Source organism: Halorubrum sp. SP3 (assembly GCF_005435195.1).
Taxonomy (GTDB): Archaea; Halobacteriota; Halobacteria; order Halobacteriales; family Haloferacaceae; genus Halorubrum; species Halorubrum sodomense.
In genome coordinates this window covers 37,784-55,542 of sequence record NZ_SGTU01000013.1, presented here as the reverse complement: position 1 = coordinate 55,542, position 17,759 = coordinate 37,784, and the positions used below count along the sequence as shown (strand labels likewise).

Genomic DNA, 17,759 nt, shown 5'->3' with positions numbered 1-17,759 from the left:
ACGCCCGGAGCGGGATTTGAACCCGCGTCACGACCGTGACAGGGTCGTATGATGGGCCACTACACCATCCGGGCTTGTCGCACCAGTTCGTACCCCTGTCTGGCAAATAAGGCTTGTCATCGCCGTCCGGAGTGAGGATCGGTAACAGGGGATTTCGGCTCTCGGATGCCGGCTCCCGGGGACCGGCGGGGTCGACGCGCGAGCGCGTCGTTCGTCCGCTCCGGTATCCTTTTGTGTTGACCCTGCGTGCGTGTGAGTGTCGAACGCCCCCGTCGGGAGCCGTGCGCGGCGAAACTTGGTAACTCTTATCCCGCTGGCGTATATATGTTCCTGTAGTATCTCGTGATAGCTTCTTTCAATAACCACCACCCATGGTAGACGTAAGCCAACACGAACTCGTCCCGGACCACGTGCTCCTCGACGCCGACGAGATCGAGGAAGTCCTGGCGGAGTACGACGTGAAGAAAACGAACTTACCGAAGATCAAACGCACGGATCCCGCGCTCTCCGACGAGGCCGAGGTCGGTGACGTGGTGAAAATCGTTCGAAACTCCCGCACGACCGACGAGGCGGTCGTCTATCGACTGGTCGTCTCATGAACAGGCAAGACCGACGCGTTGTCTCACGCGAGTACTTCTCGGACGAACGGCTCGCCGAACACCACTTCCGCTCGTTCAACAACTTCCTGGACCGCGGTATGCAGGAGGTCGTCGACGAGAAGGAGACGATCGAGACGGACATCGGCGACAAGGAGGGTCAGGAGCCCGTCTACGTCGAGCTCGGGGACGTGCGGATGGTCACCCCGCGCGTCCGCGAGGCCGACGGCTCCGAGGAGCTGCTCTACCCCCAGGAGGCGCGGCTCCGCAACATCACCTACTCGGCGCCCGTGTTCATGGAGATGTCCATCGTGCGCGGCGGCGAGGACGAGCCGGAACAGGTCGTCGACACGACCGAGACGAAGGTCGGCCGGATGCCGATCATGGTCGGCTCGAACAAGTGTAACATGGCGGGCTTCTCCGACGAGGAGCTCATCGACATCGGCGAGGACCCAGTCGACCCCGGCGGCTACTTCATCGTCAACGGCTCCGAGCGCGTGCTGATGACCTCGGAGGACCTGGCGCCGAACAAGATCCTCGCGGAGTACGACTCGAAGTACGGCGACGAGATCCAGGTCGCCAAGACGTTCTCCCAGCGCCGCGGGTACCGCGCGCTGGTGCTGTGCGAGCGCAACCGCGAGGGGCTGCTCGAAGTGTCGTTCCCCTCCGTCTCCGGCTCCATCGACTTCGTGACGCTCGTCCGGGCGCTCGGACTCGAATCCGACGAGGAGATCGTCCACCGCGTCTCGGACGACCCCGAGATCGTGAAGTTCATGCTGGAGAATCTGGAGGAGGCCGACGTCCAGACGACCGAGGAGGCCATCGAGACCCTCGGCGAGCGCGTCGCCTCCGGCCAGGGGAAGAACTACCAGCTCAAGCGGGCGAACTACGTCATCGACCGCTACCTCCTCCCGCACCTCCACGAGGAGGGCGTCGACGAGGAGGACGTCCGCATCAACAAGGCGTACTACCTCTGCCGGATGGCCGAGGCGTGCTTCGAGCTCGCCTTGGACCGCCGGGAGGCCGACGACAAGGACCACTACGCGAACAAGCGCCTGAAGGTCTCCGGCGACCTGATGCGCGACCTGTTCCGCACCGCGCTGAACAAGCTGGCGCGCGACGTGAAGTACCAGCTCGAGCGCGCGAACATGCGGAACCGGCAGCTCACCGTCAACACGGTCGTCCGCTCCGACGTGTTGACCGAGCGGCTCGAACACCCGATCGCGACGGGGAACTGGGTGGGCGGGCGCTCGGGCGTCTCCCAGCTCGTCGACCGGACGGACTACATGGGCGTGCTCTCGCACCTCCGGCGCCTGCGCTCGCCGCTGTCGCGGTCGCAGCCGCACTTCGAGGCGCGGGACCTCCACGCGACCCAGTGGGGTCGCATCTGTCCATCCGAGACGCCGGAGGGGCCGAACTGCGGGCTCGTGAAGAACTTCGCGCAGGCGATGGAGCTCTCACAGACCGTCGAGGACGAACAGGGGCTGAAACGAGAACTGGCGTCGATGGGTGTCGAGGGTATCCCCGGCATCGAGGGCGTCGAACGACAGACGGCGGACGACTGATCATGGCACAAGCAGAACGCGAAGCGAAGGTGTACGTCAACGGGAGCCTCGTGGGCACCCACGAGAACCCCGACGAGCTCGCCGAACAGATCCGCGAGGCGCGCCGCCGCGGCGACGTCTCGGAAATGGTGAACGTCTCGGTGAAAGACCGGACCCGAGAGGTCATCGTCAACGCGGACGCGGGGCGGGCGCGGCGCCCGCTCATCGTCGTCGAGAACGGCGAGCCGCTGCTGGGCGACGAGGAGATAGCGGCCGTCGAGCGCGGCGAGGTCGAGTTCGAGGACCTCGTCGAGCGCGGCTACGTCGAGTTCATCGACGCCGAGGAGGAGGAGGACATCCTCGTCGCCGTCGACGAGGAGGACGTGACCGAGGACCACACGCACCTCGAGATCGACCCGCAGCTCGTCTTCGGTATCGGCGCGGGGATGATCCCGTACCCCGAGCACAACGCGAGCCCCCGGATCACGATGGGCGCGGGGATGATGAAGCAGTCGCTCGGGCTCCCCTCGGCGAACTACCGGATCCGGCCCGACACGCGTCAGCACCTGCTACACTACCCGCAGCTGGCGATGGTGAAGACGCAGACGTCCGACCAGATCAGCTTCGACAAGCGGCCGGCGGCGCAGAACTTCGTCGTCGCCGTGATGTCCTACGAGGGGTTCAACATCGAGGACGCCTTGGTCATGAACCAGGGCTCCGTCGACCGCGCGCTCACCCGCTCGCACTTCTTCCGGACCTACGAGGGCGAGGAGCGCCGGTACCCCGGCGGTCAGGAGGACCGCTTCGAGATTCCGGAACAGGACGTGCGCGGCGCCCGCGGCGAGGACGCGTACACCCATCTCGACGAGGACGGCCTCGTCAACCCCGAGACGAAGGTGGACGAGTCCTCGGTGCTTTTAGGAAAGACGAGCCCGCCGCGCTTCCTCGAGGAGCCCGACGACATGGGCGGGCTCTCCCCGCAGAAGCGCCGTGAGACCTCGGTGACGATGCGCTCGGGCGAGTCGGGCGTCGTCGACACGGTGACGCTGATGGAGGGCGAGGACGGCTCCAAGCTCTCGAAGGTGAAGGTGCGCGACCAGCGCGTCCCCGAGCTGGGCGACAAGTTCGCGTCCCGACACGGACAGAAGGGCGTCGTGGGCCACCTCGCGCCCCAGGAGGACATGCCCTTCACCGAGGAGGGCGTCGTCCCCGACCTCGTGATGAACCCGCACGCGCTGCCGTCGCGGATGACGGTCGGTCACGTGCTGGAGATGCTCGGGGGCAAGGTCGGCTCGCTCCGCGGCTCCCGGGTCGACGGCACGCCGTTCCAGGGCGAAGACGAGGAGGAGCTCCGCGACGGACTGGAGGACCACGGCTTCAAGTCCTCCGGCAAGGAGGTCATGTACTCCGGCGTCACCGGCGAGAAGATCGACGCCGAGATCTTCGTCGGGACGATCTTCTACCACAAGCTGTACCACATGGTGTCGAACAAGCTCCACGCCCGCTCGCGCGGGCCGGTCCAGGTGCTCACGCGCCAGCCGACCGAGGGGCGGGCCCGCGAGGGCGGGCTGCGCGTCGGGGAGATGGAGCGCGACACGATCATCGGCCACGGCGCGTCGATGGTGCTCAACGAGCGGCTGCTCGAGTCGTCCGACGCCGAGACGGTTCACGTCTCCGCGGAGACCGGGCTCGTCGCCGTCGAGGACCGCGAGCAGCGCCGCGTGTACGACCCGGTCACGGGCGACGAGGACGACATCCACGAGCTGGAGGTCAGCTACGCGTTCAAGCTGCTGCTCGACGAGATGATCGCCCTCGGCATCCGACCGAAACTCGAACTGGAGGACGCGATTTAGATGTCAATGCAAACACCGAAAGTGCTGGGCGGGATCGACTTCGGCCTCATGGACCCGGAGACGTACCGGGACATGTCCGCGACGAAGGTGATCACGGCCGACACGTACGACGACGACGGCTACCCGATCGACATGGGGCTGATGGACCCGCGACTGGGCGTCATCGACCCCGGTCTGGAGTGTCGGACCTGCGGCTCCCACTCCGGCTCCTGTAACGGCCACTTCGGCCACATCGAACTGGCCGCGCCCGTCATCCACGTGGGCTTCACGAAGCTCATCCGGCGGCTGCTCCGTTCGACGTGCCGCGAGTGCGGCCGGCTCGCCTTGGACGAGGCGCAGCGCGACGAGTTTCGCGACCGCTACGAGCGCGCGAAGGAGCTCGGCGACGACGAGCACGACGTGCTGAAGGCCGCCGTCCGGCAGGCCCGGAAGGCGTCGACCTGCCCGTTCTGCGGCGAGCCGCAGGCGGACATCAAACACGAGAAGCCGACCACCTACTACGAGGTCCAGGACGTGCTCTCGGGCGACTACTCCGAGCGAATCGCGGCCGCGATGCAGCCCGACGAGGAGGCGGACGACCCGGGCACGTCGCCACAGGAGCTCGCCGAGGAGACCGACATCGCCTTAGACCGGATCAACGAGATAATGGCCGGCGAGTTCCGCCCGCGCAAGGAGGACCGCCGCGCCATCGAGAAGGCGTTAGACGTCGACCTCACCGAAGAGGACATGAACAAGCTGATGCCCTCGGACATCCGCGACTGGTTCGAGGACATCCCGGACGAGGACCTCGAGGTCCTCGGCATCGACTCCGAGCACTCCCGCCCGGAGTGGATGATCATGACCGTGCTCCCCGTCCCGCCGGTCACCACGCGTCCCTCCATCACGCTCGATAACGGCCAGCGCTCCGAGGACGACCTCACGCACAAGCTGGTCGACATCATCCGGATCAACCAGCGGTTCATGGAGAACCGCGAGGCGGGCGCCCCGCAGCTGATCATCGAGGACCTCTGGGAGCTCCTCCAGTACCACGTCACCACGTTCGTGGACAACGAAATCAGCGGGACGCCCCCGGCGCGCCACCGCTCCGGTCGCCCCCTCAAGACCCTCAGCCAGCGGCTGAAGGGGAAGGAGGGGCGCTTCCGCGGCTCGCTTTCGGGGAAGCGCGTCAACTTCTCCGCCCGGACCGTTATCTCGCCGGACCCGACCCTGTCGCTGAACGAGGTCGGCGTCCCGGACCGGGTCGCCATGGAGATGACGCAGACGCTCAACGTCACCGAGCGCAACGTCGACGAGGCGCGTCAGTACGTCCGGAACGGCCCCGAGGCCCACCCCGGCGCGAACTACGTGCGTCGCCCCGACGGGCGCCGGCTGAAGGTGACCGAGAAGAACTGCGAGGAGCTCGCCGAGAAGGTCGAACCCGACTGGGAGGTGAACCGCCACCTCGTGGACGGCGACATCGTGATCTTCAACCGCCAGCCCTCGCTCCACCGGATGTCCATCATGGCCCACGAGGTCGTGGTGATGCCGTACAAGACGTTCCGGCTCAACACCGTCGTCTGTCCGCCGTACAACGCCGACTTCGACGGTGACGAGATGAACATGCACGCGCTACAAAACGAGGAGGCCCGCGCCGAGGCGCGCGTCCTCATGCGCGTCCAAGAGCAGATCCTCTCGCCCCGCTTCGGCGGGAACATCATCGGTGCGATTCAGGACCACATCTCCGGGACGTACCTGCTCACCCACTCGAATCCCGAGTTCTCGGAGACGCAGGCGCTGGACCTGCTCCGCGCCACGCGCGTGGACGAGCTGCCCGAGGCCGACGGCGTCGACGACGACGGCCGCGAGTTCTGGACCGGCCGGACGCTGTTCTCGGAGCTGCTCCCCGACGACCTCGACCTCTCGTTTACCTCCTCGGCCGGCGACAGCGTCGTCATCGAGGACGGCCAGCTGATAGAGGGGACCATCGACGAGGACGCGGTCGGCGCGTTCGGCGGCGAGGTGGTCGACACCCTCACCAAGGAGTACGGCGAGACCCGCGCCCGCGTGTTCATCAACGAGATCGCGTCGCTGGCGATGCGCGCGATCATGAACTTCGGGTTCTCGATCGGGATCGACGACGAGTCGATCCCGCCGGAGGCCGAAGAGCAGGTCGACGAGGCGATCGAGAGCGCCTACGACCGCGTCCAGGAGCTCATCGAGACGTACGAGGCCGGCGAGCTCGAGTCGCTGCCGGGCCGCGGCGTCGACGAGACGCTCGAGATGAAGATCATGCAGACGCTCGGGAAGGCCCGCGACTCGGCCGGGGAGATCGCCGACCAGCACTTCGGCGACGACAACCCGGCCGTCGTCATGGCCCGCTCCGGCGCACGCGGGTCGATGCTGAACCTCACGCAGATGGCCGGCTCCGTCGGCCAGCAGGCGGTCCGCGGCGAGCGGATCAACCGCGGCTACGAGGACCGGACGCTCTCCCACTACCGGCCGAACGACCTCTCCTCGGAGGCGCACGGCTTCGTGGAGAACTCCTACCGCGGCGGGCTCACGCCCCAGGAGTTCTTCTTCCACGCGATGGGCGGCCGCGAGGGGCTCGTCGACACGGCGGTCCGGACCTCCAAATCCGGCTACCTCCAGCGGCGGCTCATCAACGCGCTCTCCGAGCTGGAGGCGCAGTACGACGGGACGGTCCGGGACACCTCGGGCCGCATCGTCCAGTTCGAGTTCGGCGAAGACGGCACCTCGCCCGTGAAAGTATCGTCCGGCGAGCAGGACGGGATCGACGTCGACGGCATCGTCGACCGCGTCGTCGACGCCGAGTTCGCCTCCGACGAGGAGAAGGAGCGGTTCCTCGGCGAGCGCGAGCCGCCGACGAACCTCTCCGAGCACGCCGGGCCGGGACTTAACAAGGCCGGCGGGCCGGGGGTGGAGTCCGATGACTGAGTTCGACGGCGTCACCGACGACATGGAGGCGGTCGTGGAGGCGACCGAGCTTCCGCGCCGACTCAAGACGAAGGTGTACGAGGCGATAGACCGGAAGGCCGAGGAGGCCGGCGAGGTCACCATCGAACAGGCGACCGACATCGTCGAGGGCGTCGAGAACCGCTACGAGCAGACGCGGGTTGATCCCTTGGACCCTGTGGGCACTGTTTCTGCCCAATCGATCGGCGAGCCCGGGACGCAGATGAGCGTCCCGTCCGACGAGCGCGTCGTGGTTCGGCGGAGCGGTACGACCGACGTCGTCGAGATCGGCCCGCTCGTCGACGAGGTACTGACGTCCCGCGAGTCCCGGTCGGTGGACGACCACGAGGTCGGGCTCGCGCCCGACGGGCTGGAGACGCTCAGCCTCGACGGCGACGAGGGCGTACGCTGGAAGCCCGTCGAAGAGGTCAGTCGCCACGACGCGCCGGACGAGCTGCTTCGGTTCGAACTCGAGTCCGGTCGGACGATCCGGGCGACGAAGGCCCACTCGTTCGTCACCCGGCGCGACAACGAGGTCGTCCCGGTCGCCGGCGACGACCTCGAAGCGGGTGACTGGCTCCCGGTCGTCGGCTCGTACGAGAGCGACGGCGACGACGAGGTCGACCTCCGGGAGTTCCTCCCGGCGACCGACTACTGGTACACGTCGACGCTCGCCGACGGCGGCGTCGACACCGCTCCGGTCGGGGCGGATCAGCTCCGCAACAAGCGCGACGCGCTCGACGCCGGAGACCTCGACGGGGAGACCGTCTATCCGACCGGCGGGACGGTCGGTCTCCCGGAACGATTCCCGCTCGACGCGGAGACGGGGTTCTTCGTCGGCGCGTGGCTCGCGGAGGGGTCGCTGACGGACCACTACGTGTCCGTCTCGAACGTCGACGAGACGTTCCAGGACCGCGTCCGAGCGTTCGCCGATCGGTTCGACCTCTCGGTGAACGAGTACGAGAACGACAGCGGGTTCGCTCGCGGCTACGACGTTCGCGTGAACGGGACGATCCTCGCCGACTTCCTGCGCGCCGCGTGTACGGAAGACGAGCAGAAGATCGTTCCCGGATTCGCGTACGGCGCGGACGACGAGTTCGCCCGGGGGCTGCTTAGTGGGTACTTCAGCGGCGACGGCAACGTCGCGGAAAGCGCGGTCCGTTCCAGTTCGACGAGCGACCGGCTCACCGCGGGAATCGCGCTGCTGCTCGCTCGGTTCGACGTGTACGCGACGCTCGGCGAACAGGACGCGTCGCGGACGCTCCGCGTGCCGAAGAAACACGTCCAGCGCTTCGCCGACCGGATCGGAATGGTCGGCGAGCGGGGAGACGAACTCGACGCTGCGGCCGCCGAGCTCGACGAGACGGGACCGGACGCCACCGATCAGGTTCCGAACTTCGGCGACGCGCTCCGCGAGGTCGCGTCCGACGCCGGCATTCCGAGCCGACAGGTGAACGCGGCGTCGAACCGCCAGCGGATCGGCCGCTCTCGGCTCCGACGGCTCGTTGACGAGGCGGAGGAGGCCGGCGTCGACTCGGAGGCGTTCGACGAACTCCGCCAGGCGGTCGCCGGCGACGTGGTGTGGGACCGCATCGAGTCGATCGAAGGCGTATCGACCGAACACGACCACGTGTACGACTTCTCGGTCGAGGGACTGGAGACGTTCACCACGGCGGAGGGCGTCGTGACACACAACACGATGAACACGTTCCACTACGCTGGCGTCGCAGAGATCGACGTCACGCAGGGGCTCCCCCGGCTCATCGAGCTGGTGGACGCTCGGAAGACGCCGGACACGCCGATGATGACGGTCCACCTCGACGGCGAGTACGCCACCGACCGCGAGAAGGCCCACGAGGTCGTCTGGTCGATCGAGGCCACGCGCATCCTCGCGCTCGGTGACGTGTCGACGAACGTCGCGGACATGCTGGTCCGGATCGACCTGAACGACGACACCCTCTTGGAGCGGTGGCCAACCCACTCCGACCCGACGGAGATCGCCGGGATCATCGCCGAGACGATCGAGGACGCGTTGGGCGTCGACGTCCGGCAGGCCGGCACCGTGATCGAGTTCGGCCCCAACGAGCCGAGCTACCGCGAGCTGCTCCAGCTCGTCGAGCGGCTCCGGGAGATCGTGTTCAAGGGGATCGAAGAGATCGAGCGCGTCGTCATCCGTAAAGAGGAGATCGACGGCGACGAGGAGTTCGTCCTCTACACCGAGGGGTCGGCGTTCGGCGACACCCTCGACATCGAGGGGGTCGACGCCTCGCGGACGACGTGTAACAACATCCACGAGATCTACCGCAACCTCGGCGTCGAGGCGGCCCGCGAGACGATCATCGACGAGACGAAGAACACGCTCGAAGAGCAGGGGCTCGACGACGTGAACGTCCGTCACCTCATGCTCGTGGCCGACATCATGACGAACAACGGCGAGATCGAGTCGATCGGCCGGCACGGAATCTCCGGCAACAAGGACTCGGTGCTCGCTCGCGCGGCGTTCGAGGTGACGGTCAACCACCTGCTCGACGCCGCGATCCACGGCGAGTACGACGAGCTCGACGGCGTCATCGAGAACGTCATCGCCGGCAAGCCCATCTCGATGGGGACCGGCGACGTCGACCTCCGGATGGGGTCGCGCGTCGTGAGCGACGACTGATGTACGTCGAGCTCTCCGACGAGGCGCGGCGATACATCGGTCGGTTCGACGAGCTGACCGGCGTCGCGCCGACCGACTGCCTCGTGGAGGGCGACCGGCTCGTGTTCGTGGTGCCCGCCGGCGAGATGGCCGCCGCGATCGGGCAGGCCGGCGAGACCGTCGCGGAGGCCGAGCGCAAGCTCGACAAGTCGATCGAACTGGTCGAGGACGCCGACACCGCGGAGGCGTTCGTCGCGAGCGCGCTCGCGCCGGCGGCGGTCAACGCCGTCACCATCTCGGAGCAGAACGACCGCGTCGCGTACGTCGAGGTCCCGGAGGCGGACCGCGGCGTCGCCATCGGCGCGGACGGCGACAACATCGAGACCGCCCGCCGACTCGCGGAGCGGCACTACGACGTCGACGACGTCCAGCTAACCTGAGCCGGGAACCCGCGCCCTTTTCCCGACGCGCCAGCTCGCTCTCGCATGGACCGAAGACGCTTCCTCGCCGGAGTGGGAGTCGGAGCCGCGGTCGGCGCCGCAGGCTGCCTCGGCGGCGACGGGTCGGACCGACCGTTCCCCGACGCCGACTGGCGGGCGGCGGACGGCCTCGACGCGGCGACGCTCGCGGAGCGACACGCCGACGCGCTCGTCGACGCCGGGGGCGCCACGCTCTCCTCGACGGCGGCGACGAGCCACGACGGCGACGCGGAGCCGAGCCCGTGGCTCCCCTCACAGGAGTACGAGGCCGCCTACGACCTCGAAAACGGGCGCCAGTACGTGCGACAGGAGGTGACCGAGACCGACGAGCCGGACGTCTCGGAGCTGTACGTCGCCGACGGGACGGCGTTCATCCGCCGGCGCACCGCCGACGGGACGCGGTACGCCCGCCGGTCGACGGACCGGTCGGCGGCGGCGCTCGAGTCGGCGATGCGCTCGGAGGTGGCGACCGGGATCCGCGTCGAGGAGGAGACCGAGGGCGGCAAGACGGAGTACGAGGGGCTGAACCTGTGGAACCCGGCGAGCGACGGCGAGGGCGAGGTGCGCGGCGAGCCGACCGCCCGGTTCACCGCCGACGCCTTCGAGGGGGACCGGAACATCCCCGAGACCGTCGAGACGGCGTCGGCGACCGTTCACGTGTACGAGTCCGGCGTCGTGCCGCGGCTCGTCCAGTCGTGGGCGGGCGACCACGACGGGCAGTCGGCCACCGTCGACGTCGACATCGACTATCTGGACCTCGGCGCGACGGTGTCGGAGCCGGCGTGGGTCGAGACGGCGCCCGAGGAGACGAGCGGCTGACGCTCGAGGCGTCCGACGGGGATCGAACGACCGGCGCTCTCGTCGGCTTACCGGCTCAGCGGGAGCGAGCGTCCGTCGTTTTCGATCGCGCCTCCGCCTGAAACACTCTCAGATCCGTCGAGAGGTGCCGCTCGGGGGATCTGAGGCCGTTTCGCGACGGAGAAAGACGACGCTTAAGTAGCTCCGTTCGGAAGTAGGCGTACGATGGCGAACGGCAAGTACGCGGCCCGTAAGCTCAAAAAGGACCGGCAGAAGCGCCGCTGGTCCGACTCCGAGTACGCTCGGCGCGAGCGCGGGCTCAAAAAGAAGTCCGACCCCCTGGAGGGTGCCCCGCAGGCGCGCGGCATCGTCCTCGAGAAGGTCGGCATCGAGGCAAAGCAGCCGAACTCGGCGATCCGAAAGTGCGTCCGGGTTCAGCTCATCAAAAACGGGAAACAGGTCACCGCGTTCTGTCCCGGTGACGGCGCGATCTCCTTCATCGACGAGCACGACGAGGTCACGATCGCCGGGATCGGCGGCGCGAAGGGTCGCGCGATGGGCGACCTCTCCGGCGTCAACTACAAGGTCGAGAAGGTCAACGGCGTGTCGATGATCGAACTGGTTCGCGGCAACGCGGAGAAGCCGGTCAGATGAGCGGCGAAGAGACCGAGGCGCCGTCCGAGGAGGACGTCGCCGCCGACGAGCCGGACCCGGAGGCGCCCGCCTCCAGCGAGGCAGCCAACGAGAACGCCAAGCTGTTCGGCGTCTGGGACGTCACCGAGATCGCCTACGAGGACCCGTCGACGAAGCGCTACATGACCGTGACGCCCATCGCGCACACGATGGGCCGCCACGCGTCCAAGCAGTTCAAGAAGTCGGAGATCTCGCTGGTCGAACGCCTCATCAACCGTCTGATGCAGACGGACGAGAACACGGGGAAGAAACAGCAGGCGACCCGGATCGTCCGCGACGCGTTCGACATCGTCCACGAGCGGACCGAGGAGAACCCGGCGCAGATCCTCGTGACGGCCGTCGAGAACGCCGCGCCCCGCGAGGAGACCGTCCGCCTGAAGTACGGCGGCATCTCCGTCCCGAAGGCGGTCGACGTCGCCCCGCAGCGCCGCGTCGACCAGGCGCTGCTCTTCATCTCGGACGCCGTCGCCAGCGCGACGTACAAGTCGACAACCTCGGCCGCCGAGGCGCTCGCGAACGAGCTCGTCGCCGCGGCCGACTACGACGCCGAGGGCTCCTACTCCATCTCGCAGAAGGAGGAGCGCGAACGCGTCGCCGCCGCGGCCCGCTAACCCCGTCCCGACCGACGGTCGTTTTCTCTCTCCCCGAGAGCTTTTTCGCGACCCTCACCGACCGGTCCGTCCCGATCGGGTCGCCGTCGCGGGTCTCACCGCGAGCGGTGACCCCAGTCCCGTCGATACGGGTCGCTCGCGGCGGGAAAAAACGAAAAATCGGGGTCGATCGGTCGCGTCGACCGCGGGTTCAGTCGTCGGCCGGCGCCGCGCCGGAGCCGTCGTCGACGTGCTGCTGTTTGACCCACGAGAGCTTGCCGCCCGCCGAGAGGATGTCGCGCTCGCGCTCGGAGGCGTCCAGGTCGGCGGTGAACTCCCACTCGCCGTTGACGCTCACGGTGAACTCCTCCTGGCCGGAGGAGACGCCCGCGGGCACGTCGTCCAGGATCTCGAGGTCGTCGCCCTGGTCGATCCGCTCGTACGTCTCCTCGTCGATCGCCAGCGGGACGATCCCGAAGTTGAAGAGGTTCGCCTTGTGGATGCGGGCGAAGCTCTGCGCGAAGACCGCCTCGATGCCGAGGTACATCGGACAGAGCGCGGCGTGTTCGCGCGAGGAGCCCTGGCCGTAGTTCTCGCCGGCCACGAGGACGCCGCCGTCGGCAGCGAGCGCGCGCTCGGCGAACGTGTCGTCGACGCGCGAGAGCGTGAACTCGGAGAGCTTCTCGATGTTCGAGCGGAACTTCAGGATGTCCGCCGTCGCCGGGATGATGTGGTCGGTGGTGATGTTGTCCTTCATCTTGAGAAGGGCCTCACCGCCGTCCACGTCGATGTCGTCTTTGAGCGGCACGTCGCCGATGTTCGGGCCCTTGACGAGGCCGTCGTCGATCGCCTCGTCGGGCGAGATGATGTCGGAGTCGGACCGGCCCATGCCGGGACCGTACTTCGTCCCCATCTCGAGGCCGGGCGCCTCGAGGTCGCCGAGTTCGTCCGCGAGGTCGCGCGGGTCGACGATCTCGCCGGTGATGGCCGCCGCGGTGGCGACCTCGGGCGAGCAGAGGAAGACGGAGTCGTCCTCGATGCCGGAGCGACCCTCGAAGTTGCGGTTGAAGGTGCGCAGCGAGACGGAGTCGGACGCGGGCACGTGGCCGATGCCGATGCACGCGCCGCAGGTCGCCTCGGAGAAGTTGACGCCGGCCGCCATCATCTCCGCGGTCCAGCCCTCTCGGGCCAGCATCTCGGACGCCTGCTTGGACCCGGGCGCGACGATCATCTCGGTCCCCTTGGAGACCTCGCGGCCCTCCAGCATCTTCGCGCTGGGGAGGATGTCCTCGTAGGCGCCGTTGGTACAGGAGCCGACGATGACCTGCTCGACGTCGGTGCCCTCGTACTCGCTGACGGGGGCGACGTTGTCGGGCATCGACGGCGCGGCCACGAGCGGTTCGAGCTCGCCGAGGTCGACCTCGATCGTCTCCGCGTACTCCGCGTCGTCGTCGGGCTGGAGGTCGACGTACTCCTCCTCGCGGTCCTGGCGCGCGAGCCAGTCTCTCGTTTTCTCGTCGGTCGCGAAGATCGAGGAGGTGGCGCCGAGCTCGGTGCCGAGGTTCGTGATCGTGGTCCGCTCCGGGATCGAGAGCTTCTCGGCGCCGGGGCCGGTGTACTCGAAGATCTTGCCGACGCCGCCCTTGACGGTCAGCTCGCCGAGCAGGTGGAGCGCCACGTCCTTGGCGGTCGCCCACTCGGGGAGCTCGCCCTCGAGGTGGACGTTGACGACTTCCGGCATCTCGACGTAGTAGGGGCCGCCGCCCATGGCGACGGCGATGTCGAGGCCGCCGGCGCCGATCGCGAGCTCGCCGAGACCGCCGGGGGTCGGCGTGTGCGAGTCGGAGCCGAGCAGCGTCTTGCCGGGTGCCGCGAAGTTCTCCTTGTGGACCTGGTGGCAGATGCCGTTGCCGGGCCGAGAGAAGTAGGCGCCGTACGTGCCGGCCGCAGAGCGGAGGAAGCGGTGGTCGTCGGTGTTCTTGAAGTCGAACTGGTACGTCTGGTGGTCGCAGTACTGCGCGGCCAGCTCCGTCTGGACCTCGTCCAGATCGAGCGCCTCGAACTGGAGCCACACCATCGTCCCCGTGGTGTCCTGCGTCAGCACCTGGTCGATATTGATGCCGATCTCCTCGCCGGGCGTCAGCTCGCCCTCGACGAGATGGTCATCGAGGATCTTCTCCGTAATCGTTTGTCCCATATCACGCGGAGATGGCTCTCCCGTGAATATAAAACCCGCGAGTTTCACGAAGATCGACCGTGTTAGATCCCGTGATCCAGCAACATTCGCTGCGATCTCGACGTGACACCACGCACCGTGAAATGCGTAGCCGTTCCGAGTATTTTAGGTCATTAAACGTCTGAAACGGCGTAAATCGACCGTTTCAACGGTCCCGGCGAGACCGGCCGCTTCCGGTCCGATCGGCGCGGCGCGCGTCCGACACCGTTTAGCGTCGCCCGCGGTTCCGGACGCCCATGTTCGACTCGGGAGCCGCGGTCGCGGCGGCGCTGGAGGCGGCCGGCGCCGACCTCGACGACGCGCAGCGACAGCCGAACGGCGTCGACCTCACCGTCGACGCGGTGTTCGCACAGACCGAACCGGGCCGGCTCGGGCGCGACGGGAAGCGCGTGGGCGAGCGCCGGGAGCTGGAGCCCAGAGGCGACTGCTACCGGCTCGAACGCGGGAGCTACGTCGTGCGGTACGGCGAACCGGTTCGGATCCCGACGGGCCGGATCGGGTTCGTCCTCCCGCGCTCGACGCTGCTGCGGAACGCCTGTACCCTCGACACCGCGGTGTGGGACGCGGGCTACGAGGGCGTCGGGGAGGGACGGCTCGACGTGGGGCACCCGATCGAGATCGAACCGGGCGCGCGGATCGCGCAGCTCGTCCTCGCCGAGGCCGACCACGAGGGGACGTACGACGGCGCGTACCAAGAAGAGAATCTCTGAGCGGCGGTGCGGGCCGGCCGCGCTCGGGAGAGCGATCGAGGGGCGGCGGGTCGCCTACGCCCCGTCCCAGTCGCCGCCGACGCGGTCGATCCCCATCATGTCCTCGCCGGCGTGTTCGGTGAAGACGACCTTACAGTTCGGCTCGGGGACGCCGAGCGCCTCGACGGCCCGCTCCATCACCGCCAGCGCGAACGCGCGCTTGTACTCGAACGGGCGTCCCCCGCGGATCTCGGCGTCGAGGAACAGGAGCGGCCCCTCGACCGCCCGGCCGATCGCCATCGCCGAGGGGTCGTGTTCGGCGATCGTCACCGCGACGTGGCCGGCCGTCGTCTCCATCTCCTCGGTGACGAACGCGACGAACGACTCCCGTTCCGCCGGCGACAGCGACAGCGTCGTCGCGAACTGTAACAGCGGCATACCCGCGACTCGGTCCGAAAGGACTTCGCACTGTCGGCCGCGCGGGCGTGACGCGTCGAACCGCGGCGACGCGAGCGAGTCGCTCGGCGAGTAAAGGAACGAACGGCGCGCCCGTGCCGGGAAAAGGTGGCACGAGCGCGTCGTTCTGTAGGTCCCCGCTGACGCTTCGGCCCTCCAAGCGAAGCGTCACCTGAAACAAGCGGTGGTAACCACTTAAGGGTGCCGGGGGCGGCAGATCTGTGGTATTAGTTTCCGGCAATCCGTTCACAACAGCTCGCTAATTAGAACACCGAAACCGCACGACAGCGTCTACTCCGGACGGTCAGAGGGGTTCGTCCGCGCTACTGCCGGGCGGGGTGGTCCGCCCGGAGTCCCGTCTGTCCCTCGCCGAGGAGCCGCTCCCGGAGGGTCTCGCCCGGGGGTTCGGCGTCCGCCTCCGGGACGAGGCCGCGCTCGCGCAGTTCCGGCACGACGAGATCGACGAAGTCGACGAGCGAGTCGGGGCGGACGACCTCCTTGACGTTGAAGCCGTGGACGCCGACCTCCTCGTGCCAGCGCCGGAGTTCGTCGGCCACGTGTTCGGGAGTCCCGACGATCTTCGGCGAGGTGGTGCCGAGCCCGCAGAACTCCGCGACCTCGCGGACCGTCCACTCGCGGTCGGGCTGGGCCTTCGTGAACGCGTTCATCGTTCCCTGGATCGCGTCCGTCTCGATGTGTTCGACCTTCCGGTCGGGGTCGAGTTCGGACAGGTCCATGTCGAGGAATCCGGACAGCAGCGCGAGCGTCGCCTCGACGTCCACGTGCCGCTTGTACTCCTCGTACTTCGCCTCCGCGAGCGCCTGCGTCTCCCCGACGACCGGGACCACGCCGATGAAGAATCGGAGGCTCTCCGGGTCGCGGCCGGCGTCGGCCGCGCGGGACTTCACGTCGTCCATGTACTCGACGACGCCCTCCTCGGTCGGCTGGCTGGCGAAGACCGCCTCGGCGTTGCGCGCGGCGAACGACCGCCCGTAGTCGGAGGAGCCCGCCTGGTAAACGACGGGCGTGCGCTGGGGCGACGGCTCGCAGCCGTGCGGCCCCGGCACCGAGAAGTGGTCGCCCTCGTGGTCGATCGCGTGTACCTTCTCCGGATCGCTGTACCGGCCGGCCTCGCGGTCGACCTCGACCGCGCCGTCCTCCCAGGAGTCCTCCCACAGCGCGTAACAGACGTCGAGGAACTCGTCGGCGCGGTCGTACCGGGTCTCCTTGTCCATCCGCTCGTCGAGGCCGAGGTTCGCCGCGGCCGACTCCAGGTAGGAGGTGACGACGTTGATCGCGATCCGGCCGTCGGTGAGGTGATCGAGCGTCGAGAACTCCCGCGCGAGCTGGTAGGGGTGGTTGTACGTCGTCGAGCGCGTCACCGCGAACCCGAGGTCGTCGGTGACCTCGGCCATCGCGGGCACGACGAGCTGCGGATCGTTCGCGGGCGTCTGGACCGCCCGCTCGACGGCGACCTCCCGGTCGTCGCCGTACACGTCGTAGACCCCGCGCACGTCCGCGAAGAACACGGCGTCGAAGCCGCCGCGCTCGGCGGTCCGCGCGACCTCCGTCCAGTACCCGCGGTCGGCGTAGTCCGCCGACCGGTCGCCGGGGAACCGCCACGACCCGGGCGAGACGTGCTCGACCGAGGCCATGGTGAAGAGGTTGAGGTGTAGGTGATCGGACACGGTCCCGCGTACGCGCTCCGGGGTAATACGGGCACAGGAAGTGGCGGCACTTGTCGCGGTCGCGGACGGGGCGGCCCGCTCGATGGGGACTGCGGCCGCCGCCGCACTCGGCTCGGCGGGGGTCGCCCTACGCCGAGACCGACTCCGGCGAGGAGACGTACGCGGCGAAGTCGGAGGTGGTGATGATACCGATCGGCGCGTCGCCGTCGACGACCGGCACGTGGTGGAAGCCGTGTTCGAGCATCGTCGCGGCGACCGCCGACACGTCGTCCTGCGCGCCCGCCGTGATCGGGTCGGCGGTCATGTACCGCTCGACGGTCGTCTCCGCCTTCGGCTGGCTCTTCGCGACGATGTCGACGAAGTCCGTCGAGGTTAAGATTCCGACGAGGTCGCCGTCGCCGTCGACGACCAGCACCGAGCTGATGTCGTTCTCCAGCAGCACGGCGGCCGCGTCCTCGACCAGCGTGTCCGGCGTCACCGTGTGGAGGTCCGTCGACATCAGCCGCGCCACGAAGACGTCTTCGATCTCGTCCATACCGGAAAGACC

14 protein-coding genes and 1 tRNA gene are annotated in these 17,759 nt (G+C 68.1%); 10 read left to right on the top strand and 5 right to left on the bottom strand.

Annotated features, from left to right (window positions below; translation table 11 throughout):
- Nucleotide 1 precedes the first annotated feature (1 nt).
- A tRNA-Asp gene (locus tag EXE42_RS11010) sits at nt 2-74 on the bottom strand.
- Nucleotides 75-371: 297 nt separating this feature from the next.
- On the opposite strand from EXE42_RS11010, the gene EXE42_RS11005 reads away from it, so the two are divergent.
- The 9 genes from EXE42_RS11005 (at nt 372) to EXE42_RS10965 (ending at nt 12,164) form a co-directional block, all read left to right on the top strand.
- Nucleotides 372-599, top strand: a complete 228-nt coding sequence (locus EXE42_RS11005) for a DNA-directed RNA polymerase subunit H (protein WP_092920576.1) — start codon at nt 372-374, stop codon at nt 597-599.
- A complete protein-coding gene (locus tag EXE42_RS11000; protein WP_004599096.1) occupies nt 596-2,161 on the top strand; it encodes a DNA-directed RNA polymerase subunit B'' in 1,566 nt (521 codons plus the stop codon). Before EXE42_RS11005 ends, EXE42_RS11000 begins: the two co-directional genes overlap by 4 nt.
- Nucleotides 2,162-2,163: 2 nt before the next feature.
- A complete protein-coding gene (gene rpoB / locus EXE42_RS10995) occupies nt 2,164-3,993 on the top strand; it encodes a DNA-directed RNA polymerase subunit B (protein ID WP_092920577.1) in 1,830 nt (609 codons plus the stop codon).
- A gap of 6 nt (nt 3,994-3,999) precedes the next feature.
- Nucleotides 4,000-6,927 (top strand): DNA-directed RNA polymerase subunit A', encoded by a 2,928-nt coding sequence (locus tag EXE42_RS10990; RefSeq protein ID WP_092920578.1) that lies wholly within the window; start codon nt 4,000-4,002, stop codon nt 6,925-6,927.
- Nucleotides 6,920-9,604 (top strand): DNA-directed RNA polymerase subunit A'', encoded by a 2,685-nt coding sequence (locus EXE42_RS10985; RefSeq protein WP_137706520.1) that lies wholly within the window; start codon nt 6,920-6,922, stop codon nt 9,602-9,604. The genes EXE42_RS10990 and EXE42_RS10985 overlap by 8 nt, the downstream gene beginning before the upstream one ends.
- The gene (locus EXE42_RS10980) at nt 9,604-10,023 is read left to right on the top strand and encodes a NusA-like transcription termination signal-binding factor (protein WP_092920580.1); all 420 of its coding nucleotides are present in this window, start codon (nt 9,604-9,606) and stop codon (nt 10,021-10,023) included. Before EXE42_RS10985 ends, EXE42_RS10980 begins: the two co-directional genes overlap by 1 nt.
- 45 nt (nt 10,024-10,068) lie before the next feature.
- On the top strand, nt 10,069-10,881 hold the full coding sequence (locus tag EXE42_RS10975; RefSeq protein ID WP_137706519.1) for a hypothetical protein: 813 nt from the start codon (nt 10,069-10,071) through the stop codon (nt 10,879-10,881).
- A 204-nt stretch (nt 10,882-11,085) separates the two neighbouring features.
- Nucleotides 11,086-11,514, top strand: a complete 429-nt coding sequence (locus EXE42_RS10970) for a 30S ribosomal protein S12 (protein WP_004599087.1) — start codon at nt 11,086-11,088, stop codon at nt 11,512-11,514.
- Nucleotides 11,511-12,164, top strand: coding sequence for a 30S ribosomal protein S7 (locus tag EXE42_RS10965; protein ID WP_137706518.1), 654 nt, complete (start codon nt 11,511-11,513; stop codon nt 12,162-12,164). Before EXE42_RS10970 ends, EXE42_RS10965 begins: the two co-directional genes overlap by 4 nt.
- 190 nt (nt 12,165-12,354) lie before the next feature.
- Here EXE42_RS10965 and EXE42_RS10960 read toward each other — a convergent pair whose 3' ends face one another.
- A complete protein-coding gene (locus EXE42_RS10960; protein WP_137706517.1) occupies nt 12,355-14,340 on the bottom strand; it encodes an aconitate hydratase in 1,986 nt (661 codons plus the stop codon).
- A gap of 275 nt (nt 14,341-14,615) precedes the next feature.
- Here EXE42_RS10960 and EXE42_RS10955 point away from each other — a divergent pair, with 275 nt between their 5' ends.
- A complete protein-coding gene (locus EXE42_RS10955) occupies nt 14,616-15,089 on the top strand; it encodes a deoxyuridine 5'-triphosphate nucleotidohydrolase (RefSeq protein WP_137706516.1) in 474 nt (157 codons plus the stop codon).
- Between the two features lie 54 nt (nt 15,090-15,143).
- Here EXE42_RS10955 and EXE42_RS10950 read toward each other — a convergent pair whose 3' ends face one another.
- From EXE42_RS10950 to EXE42_RS10940, 3 genes are all read right to left on the bottom strand, one after another.
- Nucleotides 15,144-15,506: a tautomerase family protein gene (locus tag EXE42_RS10950; protein ID WP_137706515.1), complete on the bottom strand. Its 363-nt coding sequence runs from the start codon at nt 15,504-15,506 to the stop codon at nt 15,144-15,146.
- Between the two features lie 341 nt (nt 15,507-15,847).
- A complete protein-coding gene (locus EXE42_RS10945) occupies nt 15,848-17,212 on the bottom strand; it encodes an LLM class flavin-dependent oxidoreductase (RefSeq protein ID WP_092920586.1) in 1,365 nt (454 codons plus the stop codon).
- Between the two features lie 127 nt (nt 17,213-17,339).
- Nucleotides 17,340-17,747, bottom strand: coding sequence for a cyclic nucleotide-binding/CBS domain-containing protein (locus EXE42_RS10940; protein WP_092920587.1), 408 nt, complete (start codon nt 17,745-17,747; stop codon nt 17,340-17,342).
- Between the last annotated feature and the right edge of the window lie 12 nt (nt 17,748-17,759).

What these genes read in the sequence shown, in the direction of transcription:
- rpoB (WP_092920577.1), top strand. Translation starts at nt 2,164, where the DNA reads ATGGCACAAGCAGAACGCGAAGCGAAGGTGTACGTCAACGGGAGCCTC.
- EXE42_RS10955 (WP_137706516.1), top strand. Translation starts at nt 14,616, where the DNA reads ATGTTCGACTCGGGAGCCGCGGTCGCGGCGGCGCTGGAGGCGGCCGGC.
- EXE42_RS10970 (WP_004599087.1), top strand. Translation starts at nt 11,086, where the DNA reads ATGGCGAACGGCAAGTACGCGGCCCGTAAGCTCAAAAAGGACCGGCAG.
- EXE42_RS10965 (WP_137706518.1), top strand. Translation starts at nt 11,511, where the DNA reads ATGAGCGGCGAAGAGACCGAGGCGCCGTCCGAGGAGGACGTCGCCGCC.
- EXE42_RS10940 (WP_092920587.1), bottom strand. Translation starts at nt 17,747, where the DNA reads ATGGACGAGATCGAAGACGTCTTCGTGGCGCGGCTGATGTCGACGGAC.
- EXE42_RS10980 (WP_092920580.1), top strand. Translation starts at nt 9,604, where the DNA reads ATGTACGTCGAGCTCTCCGACGAGGCGCGGCGATACATCGGTCGGTTC.
- EXE42_RS10960 (WP_137706517.1), bottom strand. Translation starts at nt 14,340, where the DNA reads ATGGGACAAACGATTACGGAGAAGATCCTCGATGACCATCTCGTCGAG.
- EXE42_RS10990 (WP_092920578.1), top strand. Translation starts at nt 4,000, where the DNA reads ATGCAAACACCGAAAGTGCTGGGCGGGATCGACTTCGGCCTCATGGAC.
- EXE42_RS10975 (WP_137706519.1), top strand. Translation starts at nt 10,069, where the DNA reads ATGGACCGAAGACGCTTCCTCGCCGGAGTGGGAGTCGGAGCCGCGGTC.
- EXE42_RS10950 (WP_137706515.1), bottom strand. Translation starts at nt 15,506, where the DNA reads ATGCCGCTGTTACAGTTCGCGACGACGCTGTCGCTGTCGCCGGCGGAA.
- EXE42_RS10985 (WP_137706520.1), top strand. Translation starts at nt 6,920, where the DNA reads ATGACTGAGTTCGACGGCGTCACCGACGACATGGAGGCGGTCGTGGAG.
- EXE42_RS11005 (WP_092920576.1), top strand. Translation starts at nt 372, where the DNA reads ATGGTAGACGTAAGCCAACACGAACTCGTCCCGGACCACGTGCTCCTC.
- EXE42_RS11000 (WP_004599096.1), top strand. Translation starts at nt 596, where the DNA reads ATGAACAGGCAAGACCGACGCGTTGTCTCACGCGAGTACTTCTCGGAC.